We start from the raw sequence: 16197 nt of genomic DNA on the forward strand, positions 1-16197 counted from the left end.
ATGGCGTCGCCGACCGGGTCGAAGATCTAACGCGAGTTGGGTGTGACCACAAGCACCGGCGGAGGTGCATGGGGCAGGTGCAAAAAGAGATTGGATTTATGCTCGAAGAGTGCTTCGCCGCTGAATTCAGTTAGTAGGCTCAACCTGGTTCGAGGATGCAAAACGGTTGATTTGCCAATTTTAGGCAAAGTGAGACTTGACCCATGACTGATTTCGGCATGGTATAAAGGGGTGCAAGGAGATACGGGCAGAGGGCAAAAAATGGCTCCTGTCGCTTTTGCAGCACCCAAAACAGGGCAACAGAAAAAAAGGTTGTATCAAATGAACAATAAGATTTTGTCGGCTGTCGTTGGTATCGCGACCGTTGCAGGCTTGGGAGCCTCTGCAGCTTCCGCCGCAACACTGGATGATGTCAAGGCAAAGGGATTCGTCCAGTGCGGCGTGTCCACGGGCCTCGCCGGCTTTTCCGCCCCGAACGACGCGGGTGACTGGTCAGGTCTCGACGTGGACCTTTGCCGTGGCGTAGCCGCGGCCGTATTTGGCGATGCGACGGCTGTGAAGTTCAGCCCGCTTTCGGCCAAGGAGCGTTTCACCGCGCTTCAGTCCGGTGAAATTGATGTGCTTTCGCGCAACACCACCTGGACCATGAGCCGTGACACCCAGCTGGGTCTCAACTTTGCCGGCGTCAACTACTACGACGGCCAGGGCTTCATGGTGCGCAAGTCGCTCGGCGTGAATTCCGCGCTGCAGCTGTCGGGCGCTTCGGTCTGCGTGCAGACCGGCACCACCACCGAGCTGAACCTCACCGACTACTTCAAGGCCAACGGCATGACCTACAACCCGGTCGTGTTTGAAAAGCTCGAGGAAGTCAACGCAGCCTACGACGCCAACCGTTGCGACGTTTACACCACCGACCAGTCGGGCCTGTATTCGATCCGTCTTGGCCTGTCGGCTCCGGACGAGCACATGGTTCTGCCTGAAGTGATCTCCAAGGAACCGCTTGGTCCTGTGGTTCGTCAGGGCGATGACCAGTGGTTCAACATCGTCAAGTGGGTTCACTTCGCAATGCTCAACGCTGAAGAAATGGGCGTCACCTCGGCCAATGTTGATGAAATGCTCGGCTCGACTGACCCGAACGTCATGCGTCTTCTTGGCAAGGAAGGCACCTTTGGCGAAGCCATCGGCGTGAGCAATGACTGGGCCTACAATGTGATCAAGCAGGTCGGCAACTACGGCGAAGTGTTTGAACGCAACGTCGGCGCATCGACCCCGCTCGCTATCGACCGCGGCGTGAACGCACTGTGGTCGAAGGGTGGCCTGCAGTACGCACCGCCGCTTCGCTAAGCGCTTGAACTGATGAAGCGGGCTCCATACAGGGGCCCGCTTTTTCCGGTCGCTTGAGGCGCACGGAAAAGGCCTGACGCAACGACGACAGGTTATCTAATGATCCGGCCAGAAGGTCCGGGCAACAGAGTTGGGGACAGATATGGCTCATCAGACAGGCGTCTCGGCCGACGCTGACGATTCCGGACGCGTATCGTTGATGAATGACCCGAAGGCGCGCGGCCTCTTATTCCAGGCATTGCTGATTATCGCCGTCATCTTTTTGGTTTATTCCGGCGTCACGAACGCCATCGACAACCTGGCGCGGGCAGGGATTGCTTCCGGTCTTGGCTTCTTCAGTGAACGCGCCGGTTTTGATATCGGCCAGTCCTTCATTCCCTACACCAATGACAGCACCTATTTGCGGGCGTTTTTCGTCGGCCTGCTGAACACGATGGTGGTGGCGTTTATCGGCATCTTCTTTGCCACCGCGATCGGTTTTGTCGTCGGGCTGGCGAGGTTGTCGAAGAACTACCTGGTGCAGAAATTCGCGACGGTCTACGTCGAAACCCTGCGGAACATCCCGCTGCTGCTGCAGCTGCTGTTCTGGTACAAGGCGGTTCTTTCGATCCTGCCATCTCCCAGGCAGGTTGGCCTGGAGCCAGGCACAGAGGTTATCTTCAGCTTGAACAACCGCGGCCTCTACATGCCGCGCATCGTGCCGGAAAGCGGAGCCCAGCTGGTCTTTTACGCAATTGTTGTCGCCGTGATCGCCTGGATTCTGATCGGGCGGTGGGCGAAGAAGCGGCAGATGGCCACCGGCCAGCAGTTTCCGGTGTTCCTGACCGGGCTGGGCCTGCTCATCGTCCTGCCGCTGATTACCTTCCTTGTTTCGGGACGGCCGCTGTCGCTTGAATATGCAAGCCTGCAGGGTTTCAACATGACCGGCGGCTGGGTGGTTCAGCCGGAATTCATGGCCTTGCTTCTCGGTCTGTCGCTTTACACAGCCTCGTTCATCGCCGAGATTGTCCGCGCCGGTATCCTGGCAGTTTCGCACGGACAGTCCGAAGCGGCGTTCGCCTTGGGACTGAGACCGAACCTGACCAGCCGTCTGGTGGTGGTGCCGCAGGCCATGCGGGTCATCATTCCGCCGCTGACCAGCCAGTACCTCAACCTGACCAAGAACTCGTCTCTGGCGGTGGCCATCGGCTATCCGGACCTGGTCTCGATCTTTGGCGGTACGGTGCTCAACCAGACCGGGCAGGCGGTTGAGGTGATCTCGATCACCATGCTGGTCTATCTCACCTTGTCGCTGCTAACGTCGGCATTCATGAACTGGTTTAACTCCAGTGTCGCACTGGTGGAGCGCTGAGCCATGAATAACAATGCAAAATCAATCGCATATGTGCGCACCCAGGAAAGCCCGACGATGGCGCCACCGGTCTCGACCGGGGGAGTTCTTGGCTGGCTCAAGGTCAACCTGTTTGCCACGCCGCGTGACACCATCCTGACCATCCTGACATTCCTGTTTCTGCTCTGGATCGTTCCGCCGATCATCAACTGGGCCTTTATCAGTGCTGTCTGGACCGGTGAAAACCGCGAAGCCTGCATCGCGCCGGGGACCGGCGCCTGCTGGGCCTTCGTCGAGGCCAAGTTCGGCCAGTTCATCTACGGGCGCTACCCGATCGAAGAACGCTGGCGGGTCAACCTGTCCGGGTTGCTTCTGATCGCGGGCCTGGTGCCGATTGCGATTCCCTCGGTGCCTTACAAGCGCGAGAACGCGCTTTACCTGCTGGTGGTCTTTCCGGTGCTGGCGTTCATTCTCCTGACGGGACAATTCGGGCTCGAACCGGTCGAGACTCCGCTTTGGGGCGGCCTTCTGGTGACGCTGGTTGTTGCCATTGTCGGTATCGTGGTGTCGTTCCCGCTCGGCATATTGCTGGCGCTGGGTCGGCGGTCGGAAATGCCGATCGTCAAGATGTTCAGTGTCATCTTCATCGAGTTCTGGCGTGGTGTGCCGTTGATTACGGTGCTGTTCATGTCCTCGGTGATGTTGCCGCTGTTTCTTCCAGACGGCGTGTCCTTCGACAAGCTTCTCCGGGCGCTGATCGGTGTAGCGCTGTTCTCGTCGGCCTACATGGCTGAGGTGATCCGTGGCGGTCTTCAGGCGATTCCGAAAGGCCAGTATGAGGCGGCCAATGCCATGGCCCTGACGTTTTGGCAGGGCACGCGGCTGGTGATTATGCCGCAGGCGCTCAAGCTGGTCATTCCAGGCATCGTCAACACCTTCATCGGCCTGTTCAAGGACACCAGCCTGGTGCTGATCATCGGCTTGTTCGATCTGCTGGGCATTGTTCAGCAGAACATGAATGACCAGAACTGGATTTCACCTGCAACACCGGCGACCGGCTTCGTCTTCGCCGCGTTCGTCTTCTTCATCTTCTGCTTCAGCATGTCGCGCTATTCCGCCTATATGGAACGGCGTCTCGACACTGGCCACAAACGATAAAAGGGAACTCAACCATGGCTGACAGTAACGCAGCAGCAAAAGAAGGCGCCGGTCCTTCGAAAATGACGGTTTCGGAAACCGATGTGGCGATCGAGCTCATCGGCATGAACAAGTGGTATGGCGAGTTCCATGTTCTCCGTGACATCAACCTGAAGGTCATGCGCGGCGAGCGGATCGTGATCGCGGGACCGTCCGGGTCCGGCAAATCCACCATGATCCGTTGCATCAACCGGCTGGAAGAACACCAGAAGGGCAAGATCATCGTCGACGGCATCGAACTGACCAACGATCTGAAAAAGATCGATGAGGTCCGCCGCGAAGTCGGAATGGTGTTCCAGCACTTCAACCTGTTCCCGCATCTTACCATCCTGGAGAACTGCACCCTGGCGCCGATCTGGGTGCGCAAGATGCCGAAGAAGAAGGCCGAGGAAATCGCCATGCACTACCTGGAACGGGTGAAGATCCCCGAACAGGCAAACAAGTATCCAGGGCAGTTGTCGGGTGGACAGCAGCAGCGCGTGGCAATTGCGCGCTCACTGTGCATGAACCCGCGTATCATGCTGTTTGACGAGCCGACATCGGCGCTCGATCCGGAAATGATCAAGGAAGTGCTCGACACCATGGTTGGCCTGGCAGAAGAAGGCATGACGATGCTGTGCGTGACCCATGAAATGGGGTTTGCGCGCCAGGTCGCCAACCGGGTGATCTTCATGGACCAGGGCCAGATCGTCGAGCAGAATGCGCCCGACGAGTTCTTCGACAATCCGCAACATGAGCGGACCAAGCTGTTCCTGAGCCAGATCCTTCACTAGGGTTTGCAGGTTGGCCTCATGTGCAGGCCAAGGCAGCTACATTTCTATAGAGCCCCGGAACCTGGTTTCCGGGGATTTTTTTTGATCATCGGATCTGGTTGGAAAGTGCGCGCCGGTGTTTGCGTTGCTGCAATCGGTCGGCTGTCGGTTGACCTGTTAAAGCCCTGTTGCGCGGTAGCCGTAGAGCCAGTCGAGTTCGGCAGCGAGGCTTTCGGGCTGCTTGAGGGCAAGAACCAGATCCCGGCCAAGGCGGATCGGGCCGCGGGCATGATAGGCAAACTGGTTGAAGGCGCCACGGGATCGTGCGCGGCCAATCCGGGCACGGCGGCTGGTCTCGTAAGTGTTGAGAGTTGCCGCGAGATCCCCGCTTATGCCGGTGCAGGCCTGGGCCAGCTCATATCCGTCCTCGATCGCCATGGCCGCACCCTGGGCGGCAAACGGTGTCATGGCATGGGCGGCATCACCGATCAGGACCGGGCTGCCGGTTTCGTGCCAGCGGCCGTCTGGCACCTCGAACAGAGGCCACCAGGTCATTTCAGGTGCCTGGCGAAGGATGGTGCGCAGATCCGGGTGCCAGTCGGCAAATGCGTTGAGCAGTTCCATGCGCCCATTCGGGTTTTCACGTTCAGCCCATGTTTCGCCGGGATCGGATCCTTGCGTGATCGCCACCATGTTGATGGTTTTTCCGTGTTCGAGCGGATAGGCAACCAGGTGGGTTCTTGATCCCAGGAATGCGGTGACGTTGGTCGGGTTGAGAACCGAACGGGTGGTTTCCGCCGCCACCTTGAAGCGCCAGGCGATCTGACCGGAGAATCGCGGTTTGGGCGCGCCCGGAACCAGCCGCCGCGCCTGTGACCAGACGCCATCGGCGCCGACAAAAAGGCCGGCACCGGGCAATCCCAACCGGTCCGGCAACTCCGTGATATCGGACGAGGTGATGTGCTGATCGAGATGCAGGCGGCAATGCGGATGCGCGATGACGGCTTCAAGCAGCATCGACTGGAGATCGGCGCGATGCATGACGCCATAGGGTGCGCCCCATCTGTCTGCCGCAAACTCGCCGCAGGGCACGTGGGTGATTTTGCGAAGTGACCTGCCTGACGCCAGGACGATCTCGTGCGGTCTGATCATGGCCTCGCGCAATGCATCGCCAAGGCCAAGCGCAATCAGGATACGGCTGGCATTCGGTGAAACCTGCAGGCCGGCGCCGACCTCGCTGAGGTTTGGCGCCTGCTCGACAATATCCACGCCATCGCCGTTGCGGGCAAAGGCGAGTGCTGTCGTCAGGCCGCCTATTCCGGCGCCGATGATCACAATGTTACGGGCTGTCACTGCGCCCTCCCGGAGCTGCAGCAGAAATTGCCCTCAGGCTGCCTGGTAAACCCATGAACATCCGGCCGGGATTGTTTCATCGCCGTGCAATGCCGGATTGTACTTGTAGAGCGTCGAGCAGTAGGGGCAGACCTTTTCATTGTCTGCACCCATGTCGAGAAACTCATGCGGATGGTCGAAGGGCGGATTGGCGCCCACGCACATGAATTCCTTGGCACCGATTTCGATTGCGGCGTGCCCTGCATCGTTCTGAAAATGCGGGATTTTGTGGTCAGCCATGCATCTCTCCGTCGTGGCGAACTCGATTTGGAGCGGACCTTATACGCTGACCTCGCAAAAGTGTAGCCGGTAATTCAACACCAAGCCGATACTTGCAAGTCATGGCGGCAAAAACGGTGGGCAACGACATTTGCATGGCGGCAGGATTGGGCTAGGTAAGGAGTGAAAGGGGTTTCACATGAATCTGGATCGGTTGCAGGCCGGGCGTTTCACGTCCGGGGATGTCGAGATTGCCTGGTACGAGGCGGGAAATCCGGACGGGTTTCCGATACTGCTGATCCACGGGTTTGCCTCCACCGCACATGTGAACTGGGTGTTTCCCGGCTGGTTCAAGACGCTGGATGAGGCGGGTTTCCGGGTGATTGCGCTCGACAATCGCGGACATGGCCAGTCCGACAAGCCGCATGATCCCGAAGCCTACCATCCTGAAATGATGGCGGCTGACGCTGCCGCGCTGCTCGATTCGCTCGATATCGGTTCCGCCCATGTCATGGGTTATTCGATGGGCGCGCGTATTTCGGCGTTTCTTGCGATTGCGCGGCCGGACCTGGTTCGCTCTGTGGTGTTTGGCGGCCTGGGGCTCGGCATGATCGAGGGCGTGGGGGACTGGGATCCGATCGCAGCGGCCCTGCTGGCTGATTCGCTCGATGATGTCAGTGACGAACGCGGCCGCATGTTCCGCGCCTTCGCCGAGCAGACCAAGAGCGACCGTATGGCGCTTGCTGCCTGCATCAGCACATCGCGAACACTGGTGCGCCAGGACGATCTGGCGCGCCTGACCATGCCGGCCCTGATCGGTGTCGGCACACGCGACGACATTGCCGGCTCGGCCGAGGAGCTGGCGCAACTGATGCTGCGCGCCCGTGCCGTGGACATTCCCAATCGCGATCACATGCTGGCGGTAGGCGACAAGGTCTTCAAGGCTGCGGCACTTGAGTTTTTTAATGACGTTGAAGCGGGTTCTATTTGATGAAAGACATGAAAAGGCAGATGGATTTCACCGGCGTCTCCGGCAACCGGCTGGTTGCCGATGTGCATGAACCTCGCGGTGCGGCGCACGGAAATCCGGTGCTGCTGCTGCATGGCGGCGGGCAGACGCGGCATGCGTGGGGTGGTGCCGCGCGCCGCATCGCCGATGCCGGGCACATGGCGTTCACGCTCGATCAGCGCGGTCATGGCGACAGCGCATGGGTCGAGGACAAGAGCTATGCGTTTGACGATTATGCCGCTGACGCCGTTGCACTGAGCCGCGAGATCGCTGAACTCACCGGCAAGAAGGTGGTTCTGGTCGGTGCCTCGCTCGGCGGTATTTCCGGTCTGATGGCCGAACACCTTGGCGGTCCGAACCTGCTTGCAGGCCTGGTGCTGGTCGATATCACGCCGCACATGGATGCCGACGGGGTCAGCCGTATCCAGGGCTTCATGGCCGAGCGGATGCGCGAAGGTTTTGCAACTCTTGAGGAGGCCGCGGCTGCGATTGCCGCCTATCTGCCGCACCGGGCGCCGCGGCGTTCACTCGACGGATTGGCGAAGAACCTGCGCCAGGGCGATGATGGCCGCTATCGTTGGCATTGGGATCCGGCCTTCATCGATGGGCCGCGCAACATCAATCACGGCTGGGAAACCGGCCAGCAACGGCTCATCGAAGCTGCCCGCGGCCTGACCATCCCGGTCCTCCTGGTGCGGGGACAGCAATCCGAACTGGTCACAGAGGAAGCGGTAAAGGCTTTCCGCGAAATGGTGCCGCATGCCGATTTCGTCGATGTGTCCGGGGCAGGGCACATGGTGGTTGGTGACCGCAATGACGCCTTCAATGACGCGATTTCCGGGTTTCTCGACAAGCTCGAGGGGCGCGGCTGACGTTTCAGACGCCCTTGAAGGCGGGTTTACGCTTTTCCATGAAGGCCCGGCGGCCCTCGGCGTAGTCGGTGCTGTCAAAGGTTGAGGCTGCCAGGAGTGCTGCCTGGTCATGATCTTCCCGGGAACCGCTTTGCACGGCCGAAATTGCGGCCTTCGAGGCGCGAACCGACAATGGGGCTGCAGCCGCGATCGAGGCCGCGAGGGCAAGCGCCTCCGTATCAAGCTCACCGGGTCCGCACAGCGCCATCAGGCATCCGCAGGCCAGGGCCTGTTCGGCAGACAGTTCCCGGGTGGAAAACAGGGCATGGCGCGCCTGCTGATCGCCCAGCGCGCGGACAAGATCCTGAACCGCGTCAAGCGGGTAGGCGAGGCCTAGCCGGGCAGCCGGAATGGCAAAGCGGGCGGTCGCATCGGCGAGCCTGATGTCGACCGCAGCGGCAAGGCCGAAGCCGCCGCCAAAACAGATACCGCGCACCGCTGCCACAACCGGGACGGGACAATTGCGCACTGCTGCGAAAGCTGCCGAGTTTCCCGCCTCGTAGGCACGTGCCGTGGTGGCGTCCTTTCGCAAGGTTGCGAATTCGCCAATATCGGCGCCCGCGGAGAAATCGCGGCCGCCGGCGCCGGACAGGATAATGACGCGGACATGCTGTTTGCTGACCAGCCAGTCGATCGCGTCTGGAACCGCGCGCCACATAGCATCGGTCAGGGCGTTGCGTTTGTCGGGTCGGTTTATGGTCAGCCGGCCGATGCGGTTGTCGGTGACAGCGGCGTCAATGCCGCCGTCTGCAAAGGATATGTTTACGTCCATTTCATCCGCCCATTTGTTTTTTCAGCGTTGTGTCTTATCTTTAATTGATGGCTGCGTTCAAATGTCTTCATTTGATCATCGGTCATGGAGACCTTATCAAGACGCTTCAGCGTACCCGGTGGGTTTGGAAAAAACTCGCGGGATTGAAGATGCAACAAAGCCCGGAGGCGGCAATGGCAGCGAATTCAGGCGTACAGGCGGGCAAATCCGTCAAGGCCATCGATCCCATCTGGGATACGATTCGCATGGAGGCCGAACGGTCGATTGCACAGGATCCGCTGCTGGCGGCCTTCCTGTATTCGACCGTTCTCAACCAGCCCTCGCTTGAGGAAGCGGTTATCCACCGCGTGTGCGAGCGACTCGATCACCAGGACCTTCAGGCCAATATCCTGCGGCAGACATTTCTGGAAATGGTCAATGACTGGCGGGAATGGGGATCGGTGCTGCGCGTCGATATCCAGGCCGTGTACGACCGCGACCCGGCCTGCACACGGTTCATCCAGCCGGTGCTCTATTTCAAGGGGTTCCATGCCATCCAGACTCACCGTCTCGCGCACTGGCTGTGGGGCAAGGGACGGATCGATCTGGCGCTCTACCTGCAGAGCCGTTCATCGGAAATTTTCCAGACGGACATTCATCCTGCGGCAAAGGTCGGCAAGGGGCTGTTCCTCGATCATGCGACTGGCCTCGTCGTTGGTATGACCGCCACGATTGGCGATAATGTGTCTATCCTTCAAGGGGTTACGCTTGGCGGGACGGGCAAGGAAACCGGTGACCGCCACCCCAAGATCGGGGATGGCGTGCTTGTCGGTGCCGGCGCCAAAGTGCTTGGCAATATCGAGATCGGCCATTGCAGCCGGGTGGCTGCAGGATCGGTCGTGCTCAAGCCGGTTCCGCCGAACTCGACCGTGGCAGGTGTGCCCGCGCGCGTCGTCGGCACTGCGGGTTGCGAAGAACCATCCCGGGCAATGAACCAGATGCTCAACAACGCCACCTGAGACCGGGTGGCGTTGGTGTTGCACAGCGTTATTAGCTTGAAAACCAGAACGCGGGTTTGATTTAGCCCGCCGTCCGTGCCAAAAGCCCGGCGAACCCAATTGCCCAGGAGAGCACTGTGAAACCGGACGAAATCATCAAGCTGAACGCTTATTTCAAGCGCATTTTCAATGACAAGATGGTGATCAAGGCCCGGCCGCGGAAGGATGATTCGGCGGAAGTCTATCTGGGCGACGAATTCCTCGGCATCGTCTTCCGTGACGATGAAGACGGCGACCTGTCCTACAATTTCTCGATGGCCATCCTGGACGTCGACCTTACCTGATCAACGCCTTTTCGAGGCGCTTGCGGACATCGTGCTCGATTTCCTGCCAATGCGGCAGAAGGTCGATCGAAAAGCGGTAGGTGACTGACAGGTCCTTGCCGATGAAGATGTCACGCTGGCAACCGGTCCGGGTGGTGAAGCTGCTGTCCGATCCGGCCGGTTCTTCCACCAGGCAGCGGACGGCATAGGGCCGTTCGCCTCCGGCGCGTTCCACATACATCAATTCATTTGCATATCCTGCACCCGGACGCAGCCTGAAGGAATCAAGGCCGCTTGGTCCGGCGAGCGGCGGGCCGTCGGTCAGTCTCTTGTAGATTGGCGTGAATCTGCCTGACATGTCGCGGGACATGGTGGCCTGCGCGATCCTGGCAAAGACAAGCCCGTTGGCTGAACGGATCTGGTTGAAAATATCGCGGCGGGCTTCGCTGTACCCGTTCATTCCCGGCCATGAAAAGTAGGTATCGACCGCGTTCTGGACGCCCGAGACACGCTGGCTTTCAAAGCGGATCACGTTTGATGGCAGGCTGATGACGTCATGGCCGATGATGATTTCATGCAATGTCCGGTCTGCGGTATTGCCGGCATAGGAAATGCTTTTCCCGATCATTCGTCCGGTGACCGCAATCGCCAGGGTGACAAGGCACATGGCCGTGATGACTGCCGTCAGTTTCCACACGAAGCGTGGCGACAGCAGCGGAGCATGTTCGATTGTGGATGATGTGTCGGACATGGGTGCCGGTTGTTTCGATCTGTGCCAAAATGGAGCATCCAGCCGCGGCATGGCACTTGCTAGATGATTGTCGAGCATCAACTCTGGACCGGGCATGGTTAACCAATGATTTATTCTGTCGATTTCCTCGCCGCGATTTTTGCAATGGCCACCGGATTTGCAGCCGCCTGGGTCGGGCTGGAGATTGTCCGGCTTGGCGGGTGGCGCGAACCTGAGGCTGCCGGAGTACCGGCGCGCCCGTTGCGGATCGGGGCTGAACTTGTTCTGGCCGCGCTGGTGGGACCGCGGCTCTTGCTGATCAACGGCTTCAGGAACTGGCGCGCCGGCCAGGTTTCGCTGCCGCTTTACGTGGTGCTGGCGCTGGTTGCTGCCGGCTGGTCGATGTGCTCAGGCGTCATCGTGCTTCAAATGGCTTTCGCCAGCGGCTATTTTCTGGCCTAGGGGCTATTACTGGACTGGTTCAATCAGTCTGTTTCGCTTCAATAACCGTCGTTGAAGGTCTGCGAGACGGCCGTCGGGAAACAGAATCATACCATTGGGCGGCCAAACGCTTTAATCAGTCTCTGGGACCGTGGTTGAAGACAGTGACGCAGAGAGAGGAAGATTTGAATGGCGATTTACAGCCTGGACGGGACGCAACCGAAGCTGCCTGAGGATTTCTATTTCGTGGCGGAAAGCGCCCAGGTGATTGGCAATGTCATTCTGGAGGAGGGGGCCGGTATCTGGTTCGGTGCGGTTCTTCGCGGCGACAATGAACCGATCACCATCGGCGAAGGCTCCAACATCCAGGAAAACTGCGTGCTGCACACGGATATGGGCTTTCCACTGGTCGTCGGCAATGGCTGCACCATTGGTCATTCGGCCATCCTGCACGGCTGTACCATAGGCAACAACAGTCTGGTCGGCATGGGCGCGACGGTGCTCAATGGTGCGAAGATCGGCGAGAATTGCCTGATCGGGGCAGGGGCGCTGGTAACCGAAGGCAAGGTCATTCCCGACAATTCGCTGGTGGTCGGTTCGCCGGCCAAGGTGGTCCGGAGCCTCGGCGCCGAGACGGAAGCGATGCTGAAGCTGTCAGCCAGCCATTATGTCGAAAACGCGAAGCGTTTTGCCAAGGGGCTGACGCGCATCGGCTGATGCGGGATCCCGCTGCCTGTAGCTGCAAATGAAGGAGCCGACCCCAGGGGACATTGGGATCGGCTCAAGGCCTGGCCGTTGCGGGGAAGCATGGGGACTCGACCAGAGCCTAACCCTGAACCACGCGCAATGGCTGCGAACGGTTCTTGTGACGGACGTTCCGGATGGCCCCCGCGGCCTTTGGTCCGGGACGTAACAGATCAGTTGCTGATTGTGCCGACGTTGGTGGCGGATCCCGGTCCAAGCTTGGTCCAGCGTGCAGCGTGCTCGGATGATTGCCGCTTGACGAAGGTGTAACCGGTTTCCGACCAGAGGCGGACATCGCCGCGCATGTTGTCGAGAATGTAGTCGCCGTAATCCGTCCGGACTGTCAGCACGGCATGGCCTTCGCCATTGGGCTGCAGAACCACGGTGATCAGCAGGTCATTGGGAGAAAACCCCTTCTCCATCAGCATGTGCCGCTTGAGAAGCACGTAGTCTTCGCAATCGCCGACGGCACGCGGATAGGACCAGAGTTCCTCGACGCCATAGATGTTGAGATCCGTGTCGGGCCGGATGCTCTGGTTGACGCGCGAGTTGACCTCAAGCATCGTCGCCCAGTGTTTTCGCGTCAGCGCCATGGGACCGCGGTCCCGGCCGAGCGATGTGCATTCATTCGGATAGGTCTTGCAAAACTCGAAATGGCCGATCGGCGGATTGGTGTTGCCGGTCGCCACAAGGTTCGTGGGAGCTGCCACGGCAGCAGTATTGACAGTGATTGCCAGGCCGAACGCCGCAGCAATTTTCCCCATTGCTTGAATGTGTTTGTGCATTGTCTTGTTTCCCCGTTATGGGACAACAATGCCATTCAGACTTTGAGGTTGCGCAAAAAACAGCAGTATAATTAAGTACTTAATTGAAACTAATGCAATTCAAACAAGTATAAAACTGAAGTAAAATTGGCGTAAAACGCGACTAAAATATACGCAATGGCATTCAGCGTTTGGCAACCATTGCAGCCGCACTCCTGTCAGCGCAACGGATGTATCGAAGATGGCCTGACGCAGTAGCGTCGGACCTTGATGAAGGCCGGTCCATGTCCGCTAAATAGTCATATCTGGGCTGACTGTGTGTAGCGAACCGGTGGGGCCGAGAATTGATAATGTCGTTTCGACCGGCTATTTTGGTTGCGGTCGGTGATTGAACTATTTAACCGGGATGGATTGCGCCCGCCCGAAGAATGGGTTGGTCGTTCCTGTTGCTGCTGTCGCTTGAAAACCACCAAGGCCAGCGGTCCAATTTTTCTCCAACCCTTTGTTCAGGCCAGTATGGAAAGTATTTCAGACGAAATTCGCCTCAAGCTGCTCAGGCAGTATGGCAATTTTCCGATCGCTTATTCGACTGCGTTCCAGCCGGGACTCCGCTATTTCGGAGATGAGCAAGGCTTTCTGGCCTACAAGAAGGTTGGAAGAACCGCGTTTGTGCTGGCCGATCCGATTGCAGACCGGAGCCGCCACGAGAGCCTCATCGACGCCTTTGTCGCCGAGCATGGCGATGTCGTCTTCTGCCAGGCTTCGCGCAATACAGCCGAGATCCTTTCCAGCCGCTCGTTCTTCGTCAACGAGTTCGGATGCGAAACCATAGTTGATCTTGAAACATTTTCCTTTGCCGGACCGCAACGGCGCAGCTATCGCACGGCGTCCAACCGGATGATCTCCCGGGGCTACCAGGTCCGCGAAATGTCGGCGGGGGAATTCAGTCCGGCGGACCTGAAGGCAGTTTCAGAGGGGTGGAAGAGCACGAAGGTCACCAAGAACAGGGATTTACGTTTCCTGGCCCGTCCGGTGGCGCTTGCCGATGAGCCGGGGGTCCGCAAGTTCTTCCTGCTCAACAGCGATGGTTCTCCGGAGGGTTTCGCTGTTTTCGATCCGGTTTATGAAAACGGGCGGGCGACCGGCTATCTTTCCGCCACCCGGCGGTGGCTACCGGGATCGGATCCGCTTGCCGCCTATTTCATCGTGCGCACGGCGGTCGAGACATTCCAGGCCGAAGGCGTGTCCAGTTTTCACCTTGGCCTTTCTCCGTTTCACCGGATCGAGGACAAGGATTTCGAGAAGAACTGGCTGGCGCGGCGCGGGTTTCGGTTCCTGTACACCAATTACCTCAGCAACCGTTTCTTCTACCCCTGGCAGAACCTGGCCAAGCACAAGGCGAGTTTTGGTGGAGAAGAACGCCAGACCTATTATGCGTTCAACACCTTGCCGAGCCTGCCGCGGCTTCTGAAGCTGATCTGGGCTTGCCGTTTGGTATGAAAATGGCCGCAGGTCCAGGTTCCGCATAGCCAGAGGCCATCCCAGACTGATGGTGAAGTCTGTTGGTTGAGCCAAGGGGACCGCAAGGCAGGCGAAGCATGTGGGATGTTTCAGGCAAAACAAAACCGGCCACGAAGGGCCGGTTGATGCAATGGGGGGGTATTGTTGTCCCTAGCTCATGACAGCTGGTTGATCGCGTCTTCCGGCTGAAGTGTCATGAATTCCATGGCGATGCCTTCCTGGAAATGGCGAACCACGCGTCCACGCATATTGCCGAGCAGCACCATGGTGCCGAAGGCCGGCCGGACGTCGATTTCGACCGCTGCGCCTGAAACCGACAGGTCGATGATACGGCACGGATAGCGACGGCCATCGTCAAGGCGGATTTCGGAAACCGGGTTGCTCGGCGAGACGCGCTCGTGGCGCCTGTCTTCGGGCAGCCCGAGTTCATGCTTGTTGGCAAGCCAGGTCAACTGCGCGGAGAGCTTGTCGCGTTTGCGGTCGGTGGCGTTGAGGGAAATGGTGAAGGAGCGCAGACCCGTCTCCGTCACCTTGCCCTCGATGCGGCCGATGTAATCGACGTAAGCGACGATGCGCTCACCCTTTTCCGGCCGGGAACCGGCGTTGATCACCGCGTCGAAGGGCGACATCGCGTCGACGATGCAGTCATGTTCGGAGTGATCCGAACGCATGAACCGGCCCTGCACCGAGATAGTCACACGGTGGAACTTCTGTTCCCCATGATCAGTTGTGTCGGTCGGGTGCGATGCGGAAGTTGCGGTCAACATGAGAGCCTTGTCGATTCCCTGGCAATTGAAGCCTCATGTTAATCCAGGCAATGTTAACAATGGGTAAGCGAAGCCCGATTACACCCGTTAATCGCGACGGCCTCCATCAAGTACAACCAGATGGCCGACCTTCTTGCGGTTGGCCGCGAAGCCGTTGGCAAAAATCGGGGTTGATGCCGGCAACCTGACCTCGGGACGGTTGGCCAGAAACACCGGTTTGCGCGTCTGGTCGATGAAGCGGATGCCGGTCGTTGAAAAACCGACAACCGGTTCGTGCCCAATCCAGTAGGGCGGGTCAAAGACCGACAGCAGCCCGATCAGCCTGTCGTTGAGACCGCTGGGGCCGGTGATCGGAAGCAGCAGCATCTCGGCTTGAGCCACCCGGCCGCCCTGGCTCAGGCAGTCCAGCGACATGATCGCCGGGATTGCGCCGGTTGCGACAGAAGCGCCGGTGCGGCCTGCGTTGCGGATTCCGTCGGCGAGCCAGAGCGACGAGAAGGCCGTTCCTTTGAGCTCCCGTCCGTGAAGAGCGCACAGGGCAGTGCCGGCGAGCCGGAAATTCAACTGGTTGTCATCGGCGAGATCGCAGATGAAGACATTCGGCAGCAGGGTGCGGATGTCGGCGGGTTCTATATCGGTTCGGCTGGGTGCGGCGCGCTGACCGCGCTTTTCGGTCCAGTAATCGAAGAGTTCAAAGCTGTTTTTGTGTTTCATCTTGTAGCCACCACATTTGCGGAGGCTGTCTGTGCCAGGATTGTGTGCCGTTTTGGCGCAATCGGTACTCGACAGCCGGTCATGGTGTTAACAATGCGAAAACCATGCCACGGCGGCGGCGTTAAGGTTAATGATCGGTTCCAATTGCCGGGGCGTTTGCGGCGTGCCATCTTGGGTCATCAGTTCTTGAAGGGACTTCCTTCAGCACAATTTTGGACGAGGGGACTCGACCAGCCGTTCGCAGCTTGCGAGCGGCTTTTTTTTGACCTGCGGTTGCCAGTGTGCTGCGC

The 16197-nt window shown here is 59.0% G+C and carries 18 protein-coding genes; 11 read left to right on the top strand and 7 right to left on the bottom strand.

What is annotated here, in order from left to right; all coding sequences use genetic code 11:
- Positions 1 to 321 precede the first annotated feature (321 nt).
- The 4 genes from WNY80_RS03980 to WNY80_RS03995 all read left to right on the top strand — a co-directional run bounded on the left by WNY80_RS03980 (position 322) and on the right by WNY80_RS03995 (position 4644).
- The gene (locus WNY80_RS03980; RefSeq protein WP_342886029.1) at positions 322 to 1344 is read left to right on the top strand and encodes an amino acid ABC transporter substrate-binding protein; all 1023 of its coding nucleotides are present in this window, start codon (positions 322 to 324) and stop codon (positions 1342 to 1344) included.
- A 142-nt stretch (positions 1345 to 1486) separates the two neighbouring features.
- Positions 1487 to 2695 (top strand): amino acid ABC transporter permease, encoded by a 1209-nt coding sequence (locus tag WNY80_RS03985; RefSeq protein WP_342886030.1) that lies wholly within the window; start codon positions 1487 to 1489, stop codon positions 2693 to 2695.
- Positions 2696 to 2698: 3 nt separating this feature from the next.
- Positions 2699 to 3832, top strand: coding sequence for an amino acid ABC transporter permease (locus WNY80_RS03990; protein WP_342886031.1), 1134 nt, complete (start codon positions 2699 to 2701; stop codon positions 3830 to 3832).
- A gap of 14 nt (positions 3833 to 3846) precedes the next feature.
- Complete coding sequence (locus tag WNY80_RS03995) at positions 3847 to 4644, top strand: amino acid ABC transporter ATP-binding protein (protein WP_342886032.1); 798 nt, start codon at positions 3847 to 3849, stop codon at positions 4642 to 4644.
- A 156-nt stretch (positions 4645 to 4800) separates the two neighbouring features.
- On the opposite strand, the gene WNY80_RS04000 is transcribed toward WNY80_RS03995, so the two are convergent.
- Together WNY80_RS04000 and WNY80_RS04005 are read right to left on the bottom strand one after the other, a co-directional pair.
- Positions 4801 to 5976: an FAD-dependent monooxygenase gene (locus tag WNY80_RS04000; protein WP_342886033.1), complete on the bottom strand. Its 1176-nt coding sequence runs from the start codon at positions 5974 to 5976 to the stop codon at positions 4801 to 4803.
- A gap of 33 nt (positions 5977 to 6009) precedes the next feature.
- Positions 6010 to 6255 carry a zinc-finger domain-containing protein gene (locus WNY80_RS04005; RefSeq protein ID WP_342886034.1) on the bottom strand — a complete coding sequence of 82 codons (246 nt, stop codon included), beginning with the start codon at positions 6253 to 6255 and terminating at the stop codon, positions 6010 to 6012.
- A gap of 178 nt (positions 6256 to 6433) precedes the next feature.
- Between WNY80_RS04005 and WNY80_RS04010 the strand changes: the two genes are divergently transcribed.
- Both WNY80_RS04010 and WNY80_RS04015 read left to right on the top strand, forming a co-directional pair.
- Positions 6434 to 7225, top strand: a complete 792-nt coding sequence (locus WNY80_RS04010) for an alpha/beta fold hydrolase (protein ID WP_342886035.1) — start codon at positions 6434 to 6436, stop codon at positions 7223 to 7225.
- A complete protein-coding gene (locus WNY80_RS04015) occupies positions 7225 to 8115 on the top strand; it encodes an alpha/beta hydrolase (protein WP_342886036.1) in 891 nt (296 codons plus the stop codon). Before WNY80_RS04010 ends, WNY80_RS04015 begins: the two co-directional genes overlap by 1 nt.
- A 4-nt stretch (positions 8116 to 8119) precedes the next feature.
- On the opposite strand, the gene WNY80_RS04020 is transcribed toward WNY80_RS04015, so the two are convergent.
- Positions 8120 to 8926 carry an enoyl-CoA hydratase-related protein gene (locus tag WNY80_RS04020; protein WP_342886037.1) on the bottom strand — a complete coding sequence of 269 codons (807 nt, stop codon included), beginning with the start codon at positions 8924 to 8926 and terminating at the stop codon, positions 8120 to 8122.
- A gap of 173 nt (positions 8927 to 9099) precedes the next feature.
- On the opposite strand from WNY80_RS04020, the gene cysE reads away from it, so the two are divergent.
- Both cysE and WNY80_RS04030 read left to right on the top strand, forming a co-directional pair.
- A complete protein-coding gene (gene cysE / locus WNY80_RS04025) occupies positions 9100 to 9924 on the top strand; it encodes a serine O-acetyltransferase (protein ID WP_342886038.1) in 825 nt (274 codons plus the stop codon).
- A gap of 116 nt (positions 9925 to 10040) precedes the next feature.
- Positions 10041 to 10247, top strand: a complete 207-nt coding sequence (locus WNY80_RS04030; protein WP_342886039.1) for a DUF3126 family protein — start codon at positions 10041 to 10043, stop codon at positions 10245 to 10247.
- Here WNY80_RS04030 and WNY80_RS04035 read toward each other — a convergent pair.
- Positions 10240 to 10977 (bottom strand): hypothetical protein, encoded by a 738-nt coding sequence (locus tag WNY80_RS04035; protein WP_342886040.1) that lies wholly within the window; start codon positions 10975 to 10977, stop codon positions 10240 to 10242. The genes WNY80_RS04030 and WNY80_RS04035 overlap by 8 nt on opposite strands.
- A gap of 105 nt (positions 10978 to 11082) precedes the next feature.
- Between WNY80_RS04035 and WNY80_RS04040 the strand changes: the two genes are divergently transcribed.
- Positions 11083 to 11418, top strand: coding sequence for a hypothetical protein (locus WNY80_RS04040; RefSeq protein ID WP_342886041.1), 336 nt, complete (start codon positions 11083 to 11085; stop codon positions 11416 to 11418).
- Positions 11419 to 11586: 168 nt separating this feature from the next.
- Positions 11587 to 12114: a gamma carbonic anhydrase family protein gene (locus WNY80_RS04045; protein ID WP_342886042.1), complete on the top strand. Its 528-nt coding sequence runs from the start codon at positions 11587 to 11589 to the stop codon at positions 12112 to 12114.
- A gap of 200 nt (positions 12115 to 12314) precedes the next feature.
- Here WNY80_RS04045 and WNY80_RS04050 read toward each other — a convergent pair whose 3' ends face one another.
- Positions 12315 to 12905, bottom strand: a complete 591-nt coding sequence (locus tag WNY80_RS04050; protein WP_342886306.1) for a transglutaminase-like cysteine peptidase — start codon at positions 12903 to 12905, stop codon at positions 12315 to 12317.
- A 516-nt stretch (positions 12906 to 13421) separates the two neighbouring features.
- Between WNY80_RS04050 and WNY80_RS04055 the strand changes: the two genes are divergently transcribed.
- The gene (locus tag WNY80_RS04055) at positions 13422 to 14405 is read left to right on the top strand and encodes a DUF2156 domain-containing protein (RefSeq protein WP_342886043.1); all 984 of its coding nucleotides are present in this window, start codon (positions 13422 to 13424) and stop codon (positions 14403 to 14405) included.
- 176 nt (positions 14406 to 14581) lie between these two features.
- Here WNY80_RS04055 and WNY80_RS04060 read toward each other — a convergent pair whose 3' ends face one another.
- A complete protein-coding gene (locus WNY80_RS04060; RefSeq protein ID WP_342886044.1) occupies positions 14582 to 15097 on the bottom strand; it encodes a PilZ domain-containing protein in 516 nt (171 codons plus the stop codon).
- A gap of 183 nt (positions 15098 to 15280) precedes the next feature.
- The gene (locus WNY80_RS04065) at positions 15281 to 15907 is read right to left on the bottom strand and encodes a PAS domain-containing protein (RefSeq protein WP_342886045.1); all 627 of its coding nucleotides are present in this window, start codon (positions 15905 to 15907) and stop codon (positions 15281 to 15283) included.
- Between the last annotated feature and the right edge of the window lie 290 nt (positions 15908 to 16197).

Source organism: Hoeflea sp. AS16, from assembly GCF_038900095.1.
In the GTDB taxonomy this organism is placed as follows: Bacteria; Pseudomonadota; Alphaproteobacteria; order Rhizobiales; family Rhizobiaceae; genus Hoeflea.